The sequence below is a fragment of the Aeromicrobium sp. NPDC092404 genome, assembly GCF_040684095.1.
GTDB lineage: Bacteria > Actinomycetota > Actinomycetes > Propionibacteriales > Nocardioidaceae > Aeromicrobium.
Window position 1 is genome coordinate 1,966,099 of record NZ_JBFBFI010000001.1, and the last position, 17,103, is coordinate 1,983,201.

The following is a 17,103-nucleotide window of genomic DNA, read 5'->3' on the forward strand; positions in this document are numbered from 1 at the left end:
CCGGCAGGATGCGTGCATCGGCCTGAATGGTTCAGGCACAGCAGCCAATACTACCGGGCGCCTGCACCAACTTCCAAACCGTGGGAGCCGCGGTCGACCAGTCAGGGCGGAGCGACGGTCAGGGCGTGGTCGGGCCGTCGAACAGGATGCGTCCGTCGACGCCCTCGAAGTCGAGTCGCTCGGGCCCGAGGCGCTTCCAGAGCCCGAGGTAGAGCTCGACGGCCGTGCCGCTCACCGAGCCGTCCGCGTCGAGGGACGGGTGCAGCTCGATCGGCGGCCCGAAGTCACCCGTTCCCGGGGCGATGAGCCATGACTGCTGGACGTCAGTGGCGATCAGCCGGATCCGCGAGCGGACGTCCGGCCGTTGCCTGCGCGCGGTCATGCGCGGGAAGAACACCTGCACGACCTCGTCGATGCCGTCGGCCGCGACGGCCGCCGCAACGCCCCAGTCCGCCTCGTCGATCCCGACGGCCTGGGCGGCGTCGGTCGTGTGGACCGTCGTCTCGTGCATCTGCCGGCGGGCCCAGAACGCCGCGGTCTCACCGACGTACGAGAAGTTGGGGACGGGCTCCTCGGGGCTGACGGCCTGGAGGGCGCTGAGCAGGGCCGTCGCGGTGCCGGCGTACCACTCGACGACGGGTTCGGTGACCAGCACCTCGGGCTCGTGCAGGCGCTGCCCGCACAGGACCGTAGCGGCGGCCCAGCGGTGGATCGTGCCGAGGTGCGTGGCCAGGTCGCGTACGGTCCAGCCCGGGCAGGCCGGCACCGTCTCGTCACCCGACGCCTTCCCCACGATCTCCGCGAACCGCGACATGGCCGAGCCGAGCTCGAGCATGTGGTCCATGGCGTCAGCTTCCGTCGGTGGTGAGGAGTTGGGCGAGGTGCAGCGCTTGGACCGAGGCTAGGTCGTCCAGCTGGGTCCTGCAGGAGAATCCGTCAGCGACAACGACCGCACCGGCCGGGGCGTCACGCACCGCGGGCAGGAGCTGCTGCTCCGCAACGGCGACGGACACCTCGTAGTGGCCCTTCTCGACGCCGAAGTTCCCCGCCAGCCCGCAGCAGCCCGAGAGCCGCTGGATCGTGGCCCCGGTGGACTCCATCACGGCGAGGTCCGCCTCGAACCCCAGGACCGACGCCTGGTGGCAGTGCGGCTGGACGACGAGCGTCGTGCCGGTCAGGTCAGGCGGACGCCAGCCGTCGGTCCGCCGCAACAGCTCCGACAGGGTGAAGACCCCTCGCGCCACGTCGACGGCGCGCGGGTCGTCGAGAAGCTCCACGGCGTCCGAGCGCAGCACCGCCAGACATGACGGCTCGAGCCCGACGATCGGCACGCCCTCGGCGACGTACGGATGAAGCTGCGCGACCGTGCTCGCGACGATCGACCGGGCCCGGTCGAGCTGGCCCGTCGTGATCCACGTCAGGCCGCAGCACGCCGACCGGTCGAGCAGCTCGACGTGGTAGCCGGCACCCTCCAGGACCCGCACGGCCGCCTTGCCGCCGTCGGTGGAGAAGTAGTCCGTGAACGAGTCGGCCCACAGCAGCACGCGCGGCCGGCCGGCGGTGTCGGTCGTCCGGCGGCGCGCCCACCGGCTGAAGGTCCCCCGGGCGAACGTGGGGAGGCTGCGGCGCTGGTCGACGCCGGCCGCCCAACGGGCCAGCGAACGGATCCCCGGCATGCGCAGGCCGAGGTTCGCGAGCCACGCGACCGGTGAGGTCACGCGGGCCCAGAACGGCAGCCGGCCGAGGATGTAGTGGCTGCGAGGCCGCACCCGGCCCTTGTAGGACTGGTGCAGCACCTCGGACTTGTAGGTCGCCATGTCGGTCCCGGTCGGGCAGTCCTTGGCGCAGCCCTTGCAGGACAGGCAGAGGTCCAGGGCCTCGTGCACCTCGGAGGAGCGGAACCCGCCGGTCACGAGCCGGCCGTCGATCATCTCCTGCAGCACCCGCGCGCGACCGCGTGTCGAGTCCTTCTCGTTGCGGGTCGCCTGGAAGGACGGGCACATGACCCCGTGCGAGCCGCTGTTGTCGGCGACGCACTTGCCGACGCCCGTGCAGCGGTGCACCGCCTTGCCGAAGTCGCCGTCGTCGTGCAGGAGCCGCAGCCCCAGTCGGCCGTCGAGGCGGTCTCGCGACGACTCGGGGCCCCGGAGCTCGGCGTCGAGCGGACGCGGGCGCACCAGGACGCCCGGATTGAGCAGGTCCTCGGGGTCGAAGACGGCCTTGACCTGCGCGAAGAGGTCGATGGCGTCCGCGGAGTACATCAACGGCAGCAGCTCCGAGCGGGCCCGGCCGTCGCCGTGCTCCCCCGAGAACGAGCCACCGTGCGAGGCGACGAGTGTCGCGGCGTCGAACATGAACGACCGGAACAGCTCCTTGCCGCCGACCGCGTCGAGGGGGAAGTCGATGCGTACGTGGATGCAGCCGTCGCCGAAGTGGCCGTACGGCACACCGTCGAGCCCGTTCTCGCGCAGCAGCGCGTCGAACTCGCGCAGGTAGGTGCCGAGCCTCTCGGGCGGCACCGCAGCGTCCTCCCAGCCGGACAGCGCCTTGCCGGGCAGCGTGCGGGTCGCGAGCCCCGCCCCCTCCTCGCGGATGCGCCAGAGCACGGCCTGCTCCCGCGGGTCGGTCACGACCCGGCTGGCCACTGCCGAGGAGGCGGCCGCCGCGCGCTGCACGGTGTCGGCCACCTCGGCCGGGTCGGTGCCAGAGATCTCCACGAACAGCCATCCCTCGCCGCGCGGCAGCTCCGGCACCGAGCCGGTGTGCGTCCGGAAGACGTCCACGATCCGGGAGTCGAGGCCCTCGCACGCCGTCGGCCCGAACGGCAGCAGGGCCGGAACGTCGTCGCCGGCCTCGGCCATCGAGGCGTACCCGAGGACCAGGATCTGCCGGTGCGGCGGGTCCTCGACGAGCCGGACCGTCGCCCCGGTCATCGTCGCCAGCGTTCCCTCGGTGCCGGCCATGAAGGTCGCGACGTCGAAGCCACGCTCGGGCAGCAGGTGCTCCAGGCTGTAGCCCGAGACCTGGCGGCCGAACCTGCCGAACTCGGTCCTGATCGGGCCCAGCCCGCCCTGCACGACCTCCTCGAGCCGGTCGAGGGTGGGTGACGCGGCACGTGCTCCCGCGCCGACCGTCAGCTGCTCGCCCGACATCGTCACCACGTCGAGGCCGACGACGTTGTCGGCCGTGCGCCCGTACGCCAGGGCACGCGAGCCGCACGCGTTGTTGCCGATCATCCCGCCGATCGTGCACCGCGTGTGGGTCGACGGGTCCGGACCGAATCGAAGCCCCAAGGGCGTGACGGCCTTCTGCAGGACGGCGTGCACGGTGCCGGGGTCGACCCGGGCCGTGCGTGCCTCGACGTCGACGTCGTGGACCCGGTTGAGGTGGCGGGTGAAGTCGATCACGACACCCGTGCCGATGGCATTGCCCGCGATCGAGGTGCCGGCACCCCGCGACGTCAGCGGTGTCCCGGTCACCCGGCAGGCCTCGACGGTGGCCAGCACCTCCTCGACGCTTCGCGGACGGACGACGACGTGCGGGACGACCCGGTAGAGCGACGCGTCGGTGCTGTAGAGCGCTCGCGCCAACGACGAGTCGTCGACGTCGGCAACGCCGAGCCGTCGCAGCTCGTGGACGACCTCGGTCGTCACCACCGACGTCACCATGATCGGCCGGAGGCCGACAGCCGTGCAGCGCCAAAGCCCGCAACCAAAGGTCGGCCGGAGGCCGACAGCCGTGCAGCGGCGAAGCCGCGCCCGAGCGCGACGAAGGAGCGCGTCACGGCTACCACAGCTCGATCGACTCGTCGAGGATCGTCGCGACAGCGTCCTCGGTGACCTCGCGGGGGGCCGTCGCCAGCAGGCGCTGCTGCTTCATGGTGCCTTCGACGAGCGCGTCGATGTCGCCGGCGCCGAAGCCCACCCCGCCGATGCCGCTCGGGATGCCCACGTCGCGCATGATCCCGGCCAGCACCTGCGGCAGGAACTCAGCGGCATCGTCGGGCCGATCCGCTCCCGGCGCGAGGAGCTCGGCCGCACGGACGTGGCGCTCCGGCGACGCCTCGAAGGTGTAGCGGAACGCTGCGGGTGCGGTCAGCGACACCGCCATCCCGTGGGGCACCATGGCGTGATCGGCGTCGTACCCCTCGGGCTGGAAGTCGCGCACCTGGCCTGCGATCGGGTACGCGTTGGCGTGCGGGATGTGCACGCCGGCGTTGCCGAAACCGAGCCCCGCGAACGTCGCCGCCATCGCCACCTCGGTCCGCGCCGCGAGGTCGTCGCCGTCGCGCACGGCCTTGCGGAACGACGAGGCCATGAGGGTCAACGCCTTCTCCGACCACATGTCGGCGATCGGGTTCGCCCCGCAGTAGGGCACCCGCTCATCGGCACGCTTGCGCTCGTACGACTCGTAGGGCCGCGCCGTGTAGCTCTCGAGGGCGTGGCAGAGGATGTCGAGACCGGATGCCGCGGTCACGCCGGCCGGCTGCGTCAGCGTCAGCTCGGGGTCGACGACGGCGAGGGTCGGGCGGAGCCGGGCGTGCGAGATCCCGGTCTTCACGTGCTGGCTCACGACGTCGAGGACACAGATGGTCGTGCTCTCGCTGCCGGTGCCGGTCGTGGTGGGGACGGCGATGAGGGGCAGCAGAGAATTCTTCGGGGGGCGCGCCTGACCGACCGGGGCGTTGACGTAGTCCATCAGCTCGCCCTCGTTGGTCAGCAGCAGGTTGACCGCCTTGGCGGTGTCGATGCTGCTGCCGCCGCCGACGGCGATGATCACGTCGAACGGACCCTCCGCGCGGCCGAAGTCGATCGCCTCGACCAGGCTGCCGTCCGTGGGCTCCACCCGTGAACGGTCGAACACCACGGTCTCGATCGAGGCGGCGCGCAGCGACTCGGCGATCTCGGCAGGTGCTCCGGTCGCCGCTACCCCGGGGTCCGTCACGATCAGCACGCGGCCGGCGTCGAGCTGCGCGAGGTCGTGGCTGAGCTCGTGCCGGGCGCCCACGCCGAACTTCAGGCCCGGCGCACCGTAGGTGAAGACCGTCTCGGGATTCGTGGGATGGAAGCTCGGCACGGTTCAGCTCCTGGCAGGTCGGCGCACTCGGACTACTAGCATGCTACTCCCTCCGAGCGGCCGTGCGACCCGGTGCGTACAGGTGCCGGCGCAGGTGGTCGGCCCAGTCGGGGCCGGGTGCGGGATCCTCGGACGAGGCGGCCTGGTCCATGAGCAGGGCGGCGGTGCTGACAAGGTGCTCCTCCATGTGAGCCGCGGCCGCGCCCGGGTCCCTGGCCACGACGGCCTCGACGATCGGCACGTGCTCGCCGAGGATCTCCGCCATGCCCCGTGAGCGGTGCAACGTCGAGGCGCCGCGCGTCTGGATCGAGTCGCGCAGGGCGGCGACCTCCTGCAGGGCCTTGGCGTTGCCGAGGATCGCGCCGATGGCGTGGTGCAGGGCACGGTCGTGGGCCGTGAACCGCACCTCGTCCAGGCCCTCCGCCGCCGCGCGCATGGAGTCGAGCTCGGCCCGCAACGTGTCGAGCTCGGCCTCGCCGGCGTGCTCCGCGGCGTACGCTGCGGACGGCACCTCGATCATGAGCCGCAGCTCGAACACCGCCTTGATGTCGCCGACCGACACGCCGCGGATGCGCACGCCGCGGTTCCGCTCGATCGTGACCAGCCCGCTGTCGGCGAGCCGCAGCACCGCCTCGCGGACGGGCGTGCGCGAGACGCCGAGAAGATCGGCCAGTCGGTAGATGGAGTGCAGTGAGCCCGCCGGAAACTCGCCTCCGAGGATCGACTCGCGGAGGGAGGCGAACACGCGATCGGTCGTCGTGACCCGTGCCGCCATCGCGCGCCCCTCTCCGAACCCGGACCATACGGTCGGACCCCTTGGCCGGGAACGATATCGTGTGGGCTTGGCGCACGAGGCCTCGTCGCAAGCGATTGCCCGGCACGCCTGACCAGTCGCGTCCCTCCGGGGACCTCCACGAGGGGATTGCATGAAGTCTCGTTGCTTCCGGGTGGTGGCACCCCTCCTCGCCGTGAGCCTGCTCGCCGCGTGCGACGGCCAGGGATCCGGCGCCGACCCCACGCCGACGACCACACGGACGACGACGCAGGCCCCGGACGTCCAGGAGCACGAGGCGGGACCCGAGAGCCCGATCACGTACGGACTTCAGGCGCCCCCGGGCGCGACCCAGCTCGGGCCGCTGATCCGGTTCCGCAGCTCCCGGCTGATCGCGGCCTACCTGCCCGAGCTCAAGGCCGCGCAGGCGCAGAAGGACGCCGAGGATCGCGCGAAGGCCAAGGAGGACGCCAGCGAGGAGACGCCGCCCACGCCCACCACGCCGGCGCCCGACACCAGGCCGAGCGACGACTCGTTCAAGCTCCTCGAGGACCCGCCCAGGCCGGACTCCACGATCTCCCTCATGCGCATCGACGGCTCGCCGACCGAGGTCGTGCGCCGGATGCTCGCGCAGATCGATGCCCTCGTGCCCGACGCCGGCGTCGTCACCGACGACCTGAGCGCCTACTGCAGCGCCCTCGAGCGACGCATCACGAGCTGCCGCATGTCCGTCGACGGCACGGCCGCCGGTGATCGCGACCTCCGCGTCGTCCTGACGGTCGACCCCGGCAAGATCGCCAACCGGACCTCCGGCCCGTCCGACCTGACGCGTCCCGTGATGATGCTCTCGGTGTCCTACATCGGCGAGCCGCGCCAGGGGCAGCTGACCGGCGACTCCAACTCGCTCGAGGACGTCGAGAGCGTCGACTCGCCCGAGAAGTCCGGATACATCTGGCCCAAGATGGACGAGGACGCGCCGCCCACGAGCAAGCTGCTCAACGGCTGGACCGCCCCGACGAGCGCCACGATCCTGCTCAGCGGCTATCGCCCGAGCTTTGTCGTGATCACCGCCAAGCACGCGGTCGACGCCGACGTGGCGGCGGAGCAGTACGCCCTGACCAACAGCCCGACCGGCCGCATCTCCAAGGACGTCGTCGAGGACCTCAACCAGGTCAGCACGACCTACTCGTCGCGGACCAGGAACGGTGGGACGGCTCGGGCCACGTACGTGCTGTCGGCCCGCGCCAACTACACCGTGCTCTTCTACGACCCGCCTGCTGCGAAGTGATCCAGGTGCTCCAGCGCGTGGGCGACCATCGGGAGGACCGGGCCCGTCGCTGAGCCGATCTCGTCGATCGGCACCCAGCGGACCTCGTCCGTCGTGCCGCCGACGTCCACGACGTGCGGCTCGATCGTGGCGTCGACCTGGACTGCGTAGAGCAGGTGAACGCCGTGATAGTCCTCGTACTGGTCCCCGCGCCCGACCTCGACGATGTGCACGTGGTGGACGTCGACGAGGCGGGCGCTGAGCGCCTCGAGGCCGGCCTCCTCGTAGAGCTCCCGCCGCACGGTGTCGTGCGGCGACTCGCCGTGGTCGACGCCGCCGCCGGGCAACGTCCACGTGCCGGCGGGGTAGCCGATCGGGGAGATCCGGGTCAGCAGGAGACGGTCTGCGTCGACCGCGACGGCGTACGCACCCAGGCGCTGGGTGCGGGACGGGTCGACCACTCGAGCTCCCCTGGTTGATCACAGTGCACGTTCAGGCGGTGCTTATAGAGTCAACCACAATGAGCGCTCTCGAACCGTTGCCCGTCACCACGTCTCCGGCCAAGGAGCGCGTGGCCTACCTCGACAACGCCCGCTACTGGGTCATGCTCCTGGTGGTGATCGGCCACTCGCTGACGCAGTTCACTGACATGGACTCGGCCCGTGGCGTCTACGTGTGGATCTACTCGTTCCACATGCCGTTCTTCATCCTGATCTCGGGCTACACGGCCCGCCGCTACATGGGTGACGCGCGCCAGGTGCGCCGGATCGTCAGCACCCTCGTGGTGCCCTACCTCATCGTCGAGACCACGCTGCAGCTCATCAGCCGGCACTACACCGGCGAGCCCGATCCCCTCATGATCCTGTCGCCGCAGTGGCTCGCTTGGTTCATGGCAGCCCTGTTCGTGTGGCGGCTCACCACGCCGATCTGGCGGGCGCTGAAGTACCCCATCACGACCTCGATCGTGATCTCGCTCCTCGTCGGGCTGATCGAGGTCCCCAACGTGCTGGCGCTGCCGAAGATCCTCGGGTTCCTGCCGTTCTACGTCGTCGGCCTGCACATGAGCCGCGAACGATTCGAACGGCTCACGACGCCTCGCGTGCGCGCGGCCTCCCTGGTGCTGCTCGCTTCGGCGTTGGCGGTCTGCTATCTCTACTCCAAGAACTGGGAGACCGACTGGCTGCTCTGGAAGCAGCGCTACGACGAGAACCCTCTGAGTGCCACCGCGATGGAGGGCATCACGCAACGGGCCGAGCTGCTGGTCATCGGGTTCGTGCTGACGTTCGCAGCGCTGTCACTGGTGCCCCGGCGGCGATCGTGGACCACCGCACTCGGCGGGCGTACGTTCTACTGCTACCTGATCCACGGCTACATCATCGTGTACCTGCAGTACGAGTTCGAGGTCTTCGACCGCGTCGACCGCTTCGGGGCAGCGGCCGTCGTCGGCTGCTCCCTCGTCGCCGTCGTCGTCGCCAACCTCCTCATGACCAAGCCGGTCGCCACGGCGTTCCGGCCGGTCTTCGAGCCGAAGCTGAACTGGCTCTTCCGCCCCGTCGAGGCGGCGAAACCGGCTGCCGAGCCGCCGAGCGAGCCCACCCCCGGCCGACGCGACGACAGCGTCACCAACCGGTGAGCCGCGGGGCGGTTCTTGGCGGGGCACTGGCTGTCGTGCTCGCCCTGACCGCCTGCTCGGGACCGGTCGATCCCCGGCCCTCTCGCGGCACTCCCCCGGTGCTCGTCTCCACGGGGTGCGCCGACCTCGTCGTGCTGGGCCTGCGGGGCGCCGGCCAGGACGCGGGCCGCAACCAAGGCTCCGGACGCGAGATTTTGGCCTCGGTGCGCGCGATGTCGGCCGAGCTGCATCGTTCGTCCCCGGCGACCGTCCGGCTGGAGGGCGTCCCCTATCGCGCCGAGGTGGCCCCCACCAGCGACTTCCACCGGGGCAACATCGAGGACGGCATGGGCCGTACGCGGGCCCGGCTCGACGAGCTGGCGGAGCGCTGCCCCGAGAGCCGTGTCGCGATCATCGGGTTCAGCCAGGGCGCCCACGTGGTGCACGAGCTGGTCAGCGACCTGGAGCCGGAGAAGCAGGTCGCGCTCGTCGCGATGATCGCGGACCCGATCCGCAACCCCGCCGACCCGATCACGGCGTGGAGCTACGGCGACGCCGCACCTGGTCCCGGCGCGTTCGGCGCCGGACCCGAGCTCGGCGCGCGGTGGCGGGACCGCGCCATCACGTTCTGCGCCGCGCGCGACGAGATCTGCAACTGGCCCGAGGGCGGCTACGAGGGTCCGCTGTCCGAGACGCACCGGCACTTCTACGAGACCCCGGCGCACGCGAGGTCCACCGGTCGACAGCTCGCGAAGATCCTGCGGGCCAACGGGGTCTAGGACGCACGACAGCCCCCGACCGGTCGGCCGGGGGCTGTCGTCGGTGGTGCTGGGTTACTTCTCGTACGACGTGAAGTCGAAGTCATCGAGCTGCACCGGAGCTGCGTCCGGCGCGCCGAAGCCGTAGTCGTAGTCGCCGTAGCCGGTGACGGCGTAGGCGGCCTGACGGGCCTCTTCGGTCGGCTCGACCCGGATGTTCTTGTAACGGTCGAGACCGGTACCAGCCGGGATGAGCTTGCCGATGATGATGTTCTCCTTGAGGCCGCGCAGCGCATCCGACTTGCCGTGGATGGCGGCGTCGGTCAGGACGCGGGTCGTCTCCTGGAAGGAGGCGGCCGACAGCCACGACTCGACGGCCAGCGAGGCCTTCGTGATGCCCATCAGGACCGGACGGCCGGAGGCGGGGGTGCCACCCTCGGCGACCACGCGACGGTTCTCCTCCTCGAACTTGGCCCGATCGACCAGGTCACCCGGGATGAGGTTCGACGCGCCCTGCTCGATGACCGTCACGCGACGGAGCATCTGGCGCACGATGATCTCGATGTGCTTGTCGTGGATCGCCACGCCCTGCGAGCGGTAGACCTCTTGGACCTCGTCCACGAGGTGCTCCTGCGCCCGGCGGACACCGAGGATGCGCAGGACTTCCTGCGGATCCGGGGTGCCGTGCGTGAGCTGCTGACCGACCTCGACGTGGTCGCCGTCGGCGATGAGCAGGCGCGAACGCTTGGTCACGGGGTACTCCAGCACCTCGGAACCGTCGTCCGGCGTCACCACGAGCTTGCGCGTCTTGTCGGAGTCATCGATCTCGACCCGGCCAGCGGACTCGGTGATCGGCGCACGACCCTTGGGCTGACGCGCCTCGAAGAGCTCCACGACGCGCGGCAGGCCGTGCGTGATGTCGTCTCCGGCCACACCGCCGGTGTGGAACGTACGCATCGTCAGCTGCGTGCCGGGCTCACCGATCGACTGGGCGGCGATGGTGCCGACCGCCTCGCCGATGTCGACGAGCTTGCCGGTCGCGAGCGATCGGCCGTAGCACTTGGCGCACGTGCCGGCCTTGGCCTCGCACGTCAGGACCGTACGGACCTTGATCTGCTCGACACCGGCAGCGATGAGCTGCGCGATCTCGACGTCGCCGAGGTCGCCGCCGGCCGGCACGAGGACCGTGCCCTCGGCGTCGGTCACGTCGGTGGCCGCGGTGCGCGAGTAGGCCGAGGTCTCGACGTTCTCGGCGGCGACCAGGCGGCCGTCGTCGAGCTTGGTCGCGATGACCTTGGGCAGACCACGCTCGGTGCCGCAGTCGTCCTCACGGATGATGACGTCCTGGCTGACGTCGACGAGTCGACGCGTCAGGTAGCCCGAGTCGGCCGTGCGCAGAGCGGTGTCGGCAAGTCCCTTGCGGGCACCGTGGGTGGCGATGAAGTACTCGACCACCGACAGGCCCTCGCGGAAGTTGGCCTTGATGGGGCGAGGGATGATCTCGCCCTTCGGGTTCGCGACCAGACCACGCATGGCGGCGATCTGACGGACCTGCATCATGTTTCCGCGGGCACCGGAGTCGACCATCATGTAGATGGGGTTGTCCTCGTGGAAGCCCTTCTCCATCTCGGCCGAGACCTCGGCAGTGGCCTGCGTCCAGATCTCGATGAGCTCCTGACGGCGCTCGTCCTCGGTGATCAGACCGCGGTCGAACTGCGTCTGGACCTTGGCGGCCTGCGTCTCGTACGTCGCGAGGATCTCGGGCTTGCGGCCCGGGGTCACGACGTCCTCGATGGAGATGGTCACGCCGGAGCGGGTGCCCCAGTGGAAGCCGGTGTCCTTGAGGTTGTCGAGGGAGTTGGCGACGTCGACCTTGGAGTAGCGCTCGGCGAGATCGTTGACGATCACTCCGAGCTCCTTCTTGCCCACCTGGTAGTTGACGTAGCGGTAGTCCTCGGGCAGCGCCTCGTTGAAGATCGCGCGACCCAGGGTCGTCTCGACGGTCTCGCCGCCGATGCGGATCTTGACGTGGCTCTGCAGCGTGATCTCGTGACGCTCGAACGCCATGATCGCCTCGGAGACCGAGCTGAATGCGCGACCCTCACCGATGTGCCCCTGGCGCTCGAGCGTCAGGAAGTACAGACCGATGATCATGTCCTGGGTCGGCATGGTGACCGGCCGGCCGTCGGACGGCTTCAGGATGTTGTTGGTCGACAGCATCAGGACGCGAGCCTCGGCCTGCGCCTCCGCGCTCAGCGGCAGGTGCACGGCCATCTGGTCACCGTCGAAGTCGGCGTTGAAGGCCGAGCAGACGAGCGGGTGGATCTGGATGGCCTTGCCCTCGATGAGCTGCGGCTCGAACGCCTGGATGCCCAGACGGTGCAGCGTGGGAGCACGGTTGAGCAGCACCGGGTGCTCGGTGATGACCTCTTCGAGGACGTCCCACACGACCGGGCGAGCCCGCTCGACCATGCGCTTGGCGCTCTTGATGTTCTGCGCGTGGTTGAGGTCGACGAGCCGCTTCATGACGAAGGGCTTGAACAGCTCGAGCGCCATCTGCTTGGGCAGACCGCACTGGTGCAGCTTGAGCTGCGGGCCCACGATGATGACCGAGCGGCCCGAGTAGTCGACGCGCTTGCCGAGCAGGTTCTGGCGGAAGCGACCCTGCTTGCCCTTGAGCATGTCGGAGATCGACTTCAGCGGACGGTTGCCCGGTCCGGTGACCGGGCGACCACGGCGGCCGTTGTCGAACAGCGAGTCGACGGCCTCCTGCAGCATGCGCTTCTCGTTGTTGACGATGATCTCCGGAGCACCCAGGTCGAGCAGTCGCTTGAGCCGGTTGTTGCGGTTGATCACGCGGCGGTAGAGGTCGTTGAGATCGCTGGTCGCGAAGCGTCCACCGTCGAGCTGGACCATCGGGCGCAGCTCCGGCGGGATCACCGGGACGGCGTCGAGGACCATGCCCTCGGGCGCGTTGCTGCTGCCGAGGAACGCCGAGACGACCTTGAGGCGCTTGAGCGCACGGGTCTTCTTCTGGCCCTTGCCGGTCGCGATGATCTCGCGCAGGGACTCGGCCTCGGCCTCGAGGTCGAAGTCCTGCAGGCGCTTCTGGATCGCCGAGGCGCCCATGTAGCCCTCGAAGTACTTGCCGAAGCGGTACGTCATCTCGCGGTAGAGCAGCTCGTCGCCCTCGAGGTCCTGGACCTTGAGGTTCTTGAACCGGTTCCAGACCTCGTCGAGACGGTCGATCTCGCGCTGCGTACGGTCGCGACGCTGCTTGGCCTCACGCTCGGCGGCGTCCTTGACCTTGCGCTTGGCGTCGGCCTTGGCGCCCTCGTCCTCGAGTGCCTTGAGGTCCTCCTCGAGCTTCTGCATGCGCTCGTTGACCTCGTTGTCACGACGGCTCTCGAGCTGCTTGCGCTCGAGGTCGATCTTGGTCTCGAGGCTCGACAGGTCCTGGTGGCGAGCGTCCTCGTCGACCTTGGTGATCATGTAGGCCGCGAAGTAGATGACCTTCTCGAGGTCCTTCGGAGCCAGGTCGAGCAGGTAGCCGAGCCGGCTGGGCACACCCTTGAAGTACCAGATGTGCGTGACCGGGGCGGCGAGCTCGATGTGGCCCATGCGCTCGCGACGCACCTTGGACCGCGTCACCTCGACGCCGCAGCGCTCACAGATGATGCCCTTGAAGCGCACGCGCTTGTACTTGCCGCAGTAGCACTCCCAGTCCCGGGTGGGACCGAAGATCTTCTCGCAGAAGAGTCCGTCACGCTCGGGCTTGAGCGTGCGGTAGTTGATCGTCTCGGGCTTCTTGACCTCGCCGAACGACCATCCGCGGATGTCGTCGGCGGTCGCGAGACCGATCCGGATTTGATCGAAGAAGTTCACGTCAAGCACGTTGGTCTTCTTTCCCTTTCAGAAGTGTTGCTGGGGTCGAGGAGGTCTGATCCGCGCGGATCAGACTTCCTCGACGCTGGAGGGCTCGCGCCGGGACAGATCGATGCCGAGTTCTTCGGCGGCACGGAAGAGATCCTCTTCCGCGTCGCGCATCTCGACGGCCGAGCCGTCACTGGAGAGCACCTCAACGTTGAGACACAGGGACTGCATCTCCTTGACGAGAACCTTGAACGACTCCGGGATGCCGGGTTCGGGGACGTTCTCGCCCTTGACGATCGCTTCGTAGACCTTGACGCGTCCGAGGATGTCGTCCGACTTGATGGTCAGGAGCTCCTGCAGCGCGTACGCCGCTCCGTAGGCCTCGAGGGCCCACACCTCCATCTCGCCGAAGCGCTGTCCACCGAACTGCGCCTTACCGCCGAGAGGCTGCTGCGTGATCATCGAGTAGGGACCCGTGGAGCGTGCGTGGATCTTGTCGTCGACGAGGTGGTGCAGCTTGAGCAGGTACATGTAGCCGACCGAGACAGGGTCGGGGAACTTCTCGCCGGTACGACCGTCGAAGAGCACCGCCTTGCCGTCGCGCTTGACCATGCGCTCGCCGTCCCGGTTGGGGAGCGTCGAGGCCAGCAGGCCCTGGATCTCGTCCTCGCGGGCACCGTCGAACACGGGCGTCGCGATGTTGGTCGAGGGCTCGGCCTTGTCCGCCTTGATCTTGCGGAGGGTCTGCGCCCACTCGTCCTGCTCGTCGTCCGGGATCTGCCAGCCGGTCTTGGCGACCCAACCGAGGTGGGTCTCCAGCACCTGTCCGACGTTCATACGACCGGGGACACCGAGCGGGTTGAGCACGATGTCGACGGGCGTGCCGTCCTCCAGGAAGGGCATGTCCTCGACCGGAAGGATCTTGGAGATGACGCCCTTGTTGCCGTGACGGCCGGCCAGCTTGTCGCCGTTGGAGATCTTGCGCTTCTGCGCGACGTAGACACGGACGAGCTGGTTGACGCCCGGGGAGAGCTCGTCGCCGTCGGCCGAGTCGAAGACCCGGACGCCGATGACGGTGCCCGACTCGCCGTGCGGGACCTTGAGCGAGGTGTCGCGCACTTCGCGCGCCTTCTCACCGAAGATCGCACGGAGCAGGCGCTCCTCCGGCGTCAGCTCGGTCTCGCCCTTGGGCGTGACCTTGCCGACCAGGACGTCACCGTTGCCGACCTCGGCACCGATGCGGATGATGCCGCGCTCGTCCAGGTCCGCCAGCATCTCTTCGCTGACGTTCGGGATGTCGCGGGTGATCTCCTCGGGACCGAGCTTCGTGTCGCGGGCATCGACCTCGTGCTCCTCGATGTGGATCGAGGTCAGCAGGTCGTCCTGGACGACTCGCTGCGAGAGGATGATCGCGTCCTCGTAGTTGTGACCCTGCCACGGCATGAACGCCACGAGCAGGTTCGTCCCGAGGGCCATCTCGCCCTCGTCGGTGCACGGGCCGTCGGCCAGCGGGGTGCCGACCTCGACGCGCTGACCCTGCGCGACCAGCGGACGCTGGTTGGTGCAGGTGCCCTGGTTGGAGCGGCGGAACTTCGCCAGACGGTAGGTGAAGTACGAGCCGTCGTCCTGCATGATCTCGATCGCGTCCGCGGACACCTCGTTGACCACGCCGGCGACCTTGGCGACCGTGACGTCACCGGCGTCGACCGCGGCACGGAACTCCATGCCGGTGCCGACGAGCGGGGCGTCGTTGCGGATCAGCGGGACGGCCTGACGCTGCATGTTCGAGCCCATGAGGGCGCGGTTGGCATCGTCGTGCTCGAGGAACGGGATCAGCGCCGTGGCGACCGACACCATCTGCCGGGGCGAGACGTCCATGTAGTCGACGTCGGCGGCGGGACGCAGCTCGGCCTCGCCACCCTTCTGACGTACGAGCACCATGTCCTCGGCGAACGTGCTCTTGTCGGTCAGGACCGAGTTGGCCTGAGCGATGATGAAGCGGTCCTCGTCGGTCGCGGTGAGGTAGTCGACCTGCTCGGTGACCTTGCCCTTGACGACCTTGCGGTAGGGCGTCTCGACGAAGCCGAACGAGTTGATCCGTCCGTAGGACGCGAGCGAGCCGATCAGACCGATGTTGGGGCCTTCGGGGGTCTCGATCGGGCACATGCGGCCGTAGTGCGACGGGTGGACGTCGCGGACCTCGTAGCCGGCGCGCTCACGGGACAGGCCGCCAGGTCCGAGGGCCGAGAGGCGACGCTTGTGCGTCAGTCCGGCCAACGGGTTGTTCTGGTCCATGAACTGGCTGAGCTGCGAGGTGCCGAAGAACTCCTTCAGCGCCGCGACGACCGGGCGGATGTTGATCAGGGTCTGCGGCGTGATGGCCTCGACGTCCTGGGTCGTCATCCGCTCGCGGACCACACGCTCCATGCGGGCCAGGCCCGTGCGCAGCTGGTTCTGGATCAGCTCGCCGACCGTGCGCATGCGACGGTTGCCGAAGTGGTCGATGTCGTCGGCCTCGACGATCGTCTGGCCGGCCGGCGTCGCCAGCTCGGTCTCGCCGGCGTGCAGCGCGACGATGTACTTGATCGTCGACACGATGTCGTCGATCGTCAGCGTCTGCTGGTCGAACGCCTCGTCGACGCCGAGCTTCTTGTTGATCTTGTAGCGACCGACCTTGGCCGTGTCGTAGCGCTTGGCGTTGAAGTAGTAGTTGTCCAGCAACGTCTGCGCGGCCTCGCGGCTGGGCGGTTCGCCCGGACGCAGCTTGCGGTAGATGTCGAGGAGCGCCTCGTCCTGGGTCGTGGTGTTGTCCTTCTCCAGGGTCAGGCGGATCGACTCGTACTGGCCGAACTCCTCGAGGATCTGCGCCTCGGTCCAGCCGAGCGCCTTGAGCAGGACCGTGACGCTCTGCTTGCGCTTGCGGTCCAGGCGGACGCCGACCAGGTCGCGCTTGTCGATCTCGAACTCGAGCCATGCGCCACGCGACGGGATGACCTTGGCGGTGTAGATGTCCTTATCGGACGTCTTGTCGGGCACGCGCTCGAAGTAGACACCCGGCGAGCGGACCAGCTGCGACACGACGACACGCTCGGTGCCGTTGATGATGAAGGTGCCCTTGTCCGTCATGAGCGGGAAGTCGCCCATGAAGACGGTCTGGCTCTTGATCTCGCCGGTCTCGTTGTTCATGAACTCGGCCGTGACGAACAGCGGAGCGGCGTAGGTGACGTCGCGGTCCTTGCAGTCCTCGACGGAGTACTTCGGCGGCTCGAAGCGGTGATCGCGGAACGACAGGCTCATCGTCTCGGAGAAGTCCTCGATCGGGGAGATCTCCTCGAAGATCTCCTCGAGGCCGGACTTGGTGGAGACGTCGGTCCGGCCGCCTGCGAGGGCTTCCTCGACACCGGCCTTCCACGAGTCATCGCCGATCAACCAGGCGAAGCTGTCGGTCTGCAGAGCAAGCAGCTCTGGGACCTCGAGCGGTTCTGAAATCTTTGCAAAGGAAATGCGGCGGGGCTGAACAGTTGCGGAGGTGCGCGAGGCGGCCAAGAGGGGTCCTTCCAAGGGCTCGCAGGCGGGTGGCTCGGTGGATCGTGCTGCGCGCACGCCAATCGACCCCGGTCAAGGGGACATGGGCAGACAGAGCGAGCGCGAAAGTTCAGTGTAACCCGCAGGGCACAGCGAAGCAAGGGCGGGTCTTGACAAAGCCCGCTGCTTGGGGGAGTCTATTTGGCTTTTCGGACGATTC

The 17,103-nt window shown here is 68.8% G+C and carries 10 protein-coding genes; 3 read left to right on the forward strand and 7 right to left on the reverse strand.

The annotated features are described in order from the left end of the window. Nucleotides 1-118 precede the first annotated feature (118 nt). The 4 genes from AB0N22_RS09975 to AB0N22_RS09990 form a co-directional block, all read right to left on the reverse strand. Nucleotides 119-844 (reverse strand): maleylpyruvate isomerase family mycothiol-dependent enzyme, encoded by a 726-nt coding sequence (locus tag AB0N22_RS09975; RefSeq protein ID WP_364638918.1) that lies wholly within the window; start codon nucleotides 842-844, stop codon nucleotides 119-121. Between the two features lie 4 nt (nucleotides 845-848). Then, nucleotides 849-3,656, reverse strand: a complete 2,808-nt coding sequence (locus tag AB0N22_RS09980; RefSeq protein ID WP_364638921.1) for an FAD-linked oxidase C-terminal domain-containing protein — start codon at nucleotides 3,654-3,656, stop codon at nucleotides 849-851. Nucleotides 3,657-3,786: 130 nt separating this feature from the next. Further along, nucleotides 3,787-5,076 (reverse strand): hydroxyacid-oxoacid transhydrogenase, encoded by a 1,290-nt coding sequence (locus tag AB0N22_RS09985; RefSeq protein WP_364638924.1) that lies wholly within the window; start codon nucleotides 5,074-5,076, stop codon nucleotides 3,787-3,789. A 43-nt stretch (nucleotides 5,077-5,119) separates the two neighbouring features. Further along, nucleotides 5,120-5,851, reverse strand: a complete 732-nt coding sequence (locus tag AB0N22_RS09990; protein WP_364638927.1) for a GntR family transcriptional regulator — start codon at nucleotides 5,849-5,851, stop codon at nucleotides 5,120-5,122. 151 nt (nucleotides 5,852-6,002) lie between these two features. Between AB0N22_RS09990 and AB0N22_RS09995 the strand changes: the two genes are divergently transcribed. Next, nucleotides 6,003-7,136 carry a hypothetical protein gene (locus AB0N22_RS09995; RefSeq protein WP_364638930.1) on the forward strand — a complete coding sequence of 378 codons (1,134 nt, stop codon included), beginning with the start codon at nucleotides 6,003-6,005 and terminating at the stop codon, nucleotides 7,134-7,136. Here AB0N22_RS09995 and AB0N22_RS10000 read toward each other — a convergent pair. After that, complete coding sequence (locus AB0N22_RS10000) at nucleotides 7,112-7,576, reverse strand: NUDIX domain-containing protein (protein WP_364638932.1); 465 nt, start codon at nucleotides 7,574-7,576, stop codon at nucleotides 7,112-7,114. The genes AB0N22_RS09995 and AB0N22_RS10000 overlap by 25 nt on opposite strands. 59 nt (nucleotides 7,577-7,635) lie before the next feature. Between AB0N22_RS10000 and AB0N22_RS10005 the strand changes: the two genes are divergently transcribed. Both AB0N22_RS10005 and AB0N22_RS10010 read left to right on the forward strand, forming a co-directional pair. After that, nucleotides 7,636-8,748: an acyltransferase family protein gene (locus tag AB0N22_RS10005; RefSeq protein WP_364638935.1), complete on the forward strand. Its 1,113-nt coding sequence runs from the start codon at nucleotides 7,636-7,638 to the stop codon at nucleotides 8,746-8,748. Then, nucleotides 8,745-9,506: a cutinase family protein gene (locus AB0N22_RS10010; protein WP_364638938.1), complete on the forward strand. Its 762-nt coding sequence runs from the start codon at nucleotides 8,745-8,747 to the stop codon at nucleotides 9,504-9,506. The genes AB0N22_RS10005 and AB0N22_RS10010 overlap by 4 nt, the downstream gene beginning before the upstream one ends. A 54-nt stretch (nucleotides 9,507-9,560) precedes the next feature. Here the strand turns inward: AB0N22_RS10010 and AB0N22_RS10015 are convergent, their stop codons facing one another. Both AB0N22_RS10015 and rpoB read right to left on the reverse strand, forming a co-directional pair. After that, nucleotides 9,561-13,379 (reverse strand): DNA-directed RNA polymerase subunit beta', encoded by a 3,819-nt coding sequence (locus tag AB0N22_RS10015; protein WP_364638941.1) that lies wholly within the window; start codon nucleotides 13,377-13,379, stop codon nucleotides 9,561-9,563. Between the two features lie 60 nt (nucleotides 13,380-13,439). Next, complete coding sequence (gene rpoB / locus AB0N22_RS10020; RefSeq protein WP_364638943.1) at nucleotides 13,440-16,904, reverse strand: DNA-directed RNA polymerase subunit beta; 3,465 nt, start codon at nucleotides 16,902-16,904, stop codon at nucleotides 13,440-13,442. Nucleotides 16,905-17,103: the final 199 nt, after the last annotated feature.

Excerpts from the sequence above, each read along its gene's own strand:
- AB0N22_RS09975 (WP_364638918.1), bottom strand. The coding sequence starts at position 844 with ATGGACCACATGCTCGAGCTCGGCTCGGCCATGTCGCGGTTCGCGGAG.
- AB0N22_RS09990 (WP_364638927.1), bottom strand. The coding sequence starts at position 5,851 with ATGGCGGCACGGGTCACGACGACCGATCGCGTGTTCGCCTCCCTCCGC.
- AB0N22_RS09995 (WP_364638930.1), top strand. The coding sequence starts at position 6,003 with ATGAAGTCTCGTTGCTTCCGGGTGGTGGCACCCCTCCTCGCCGTGAGC.
- AB0N22_RS10005 (WP_364638935.1), top strand. The coding sequence starts at position 7,636 with ATGAGCGCTCTCGAACCGTTGCCCGTCACCACGTCTCCGGCCAAGGAG.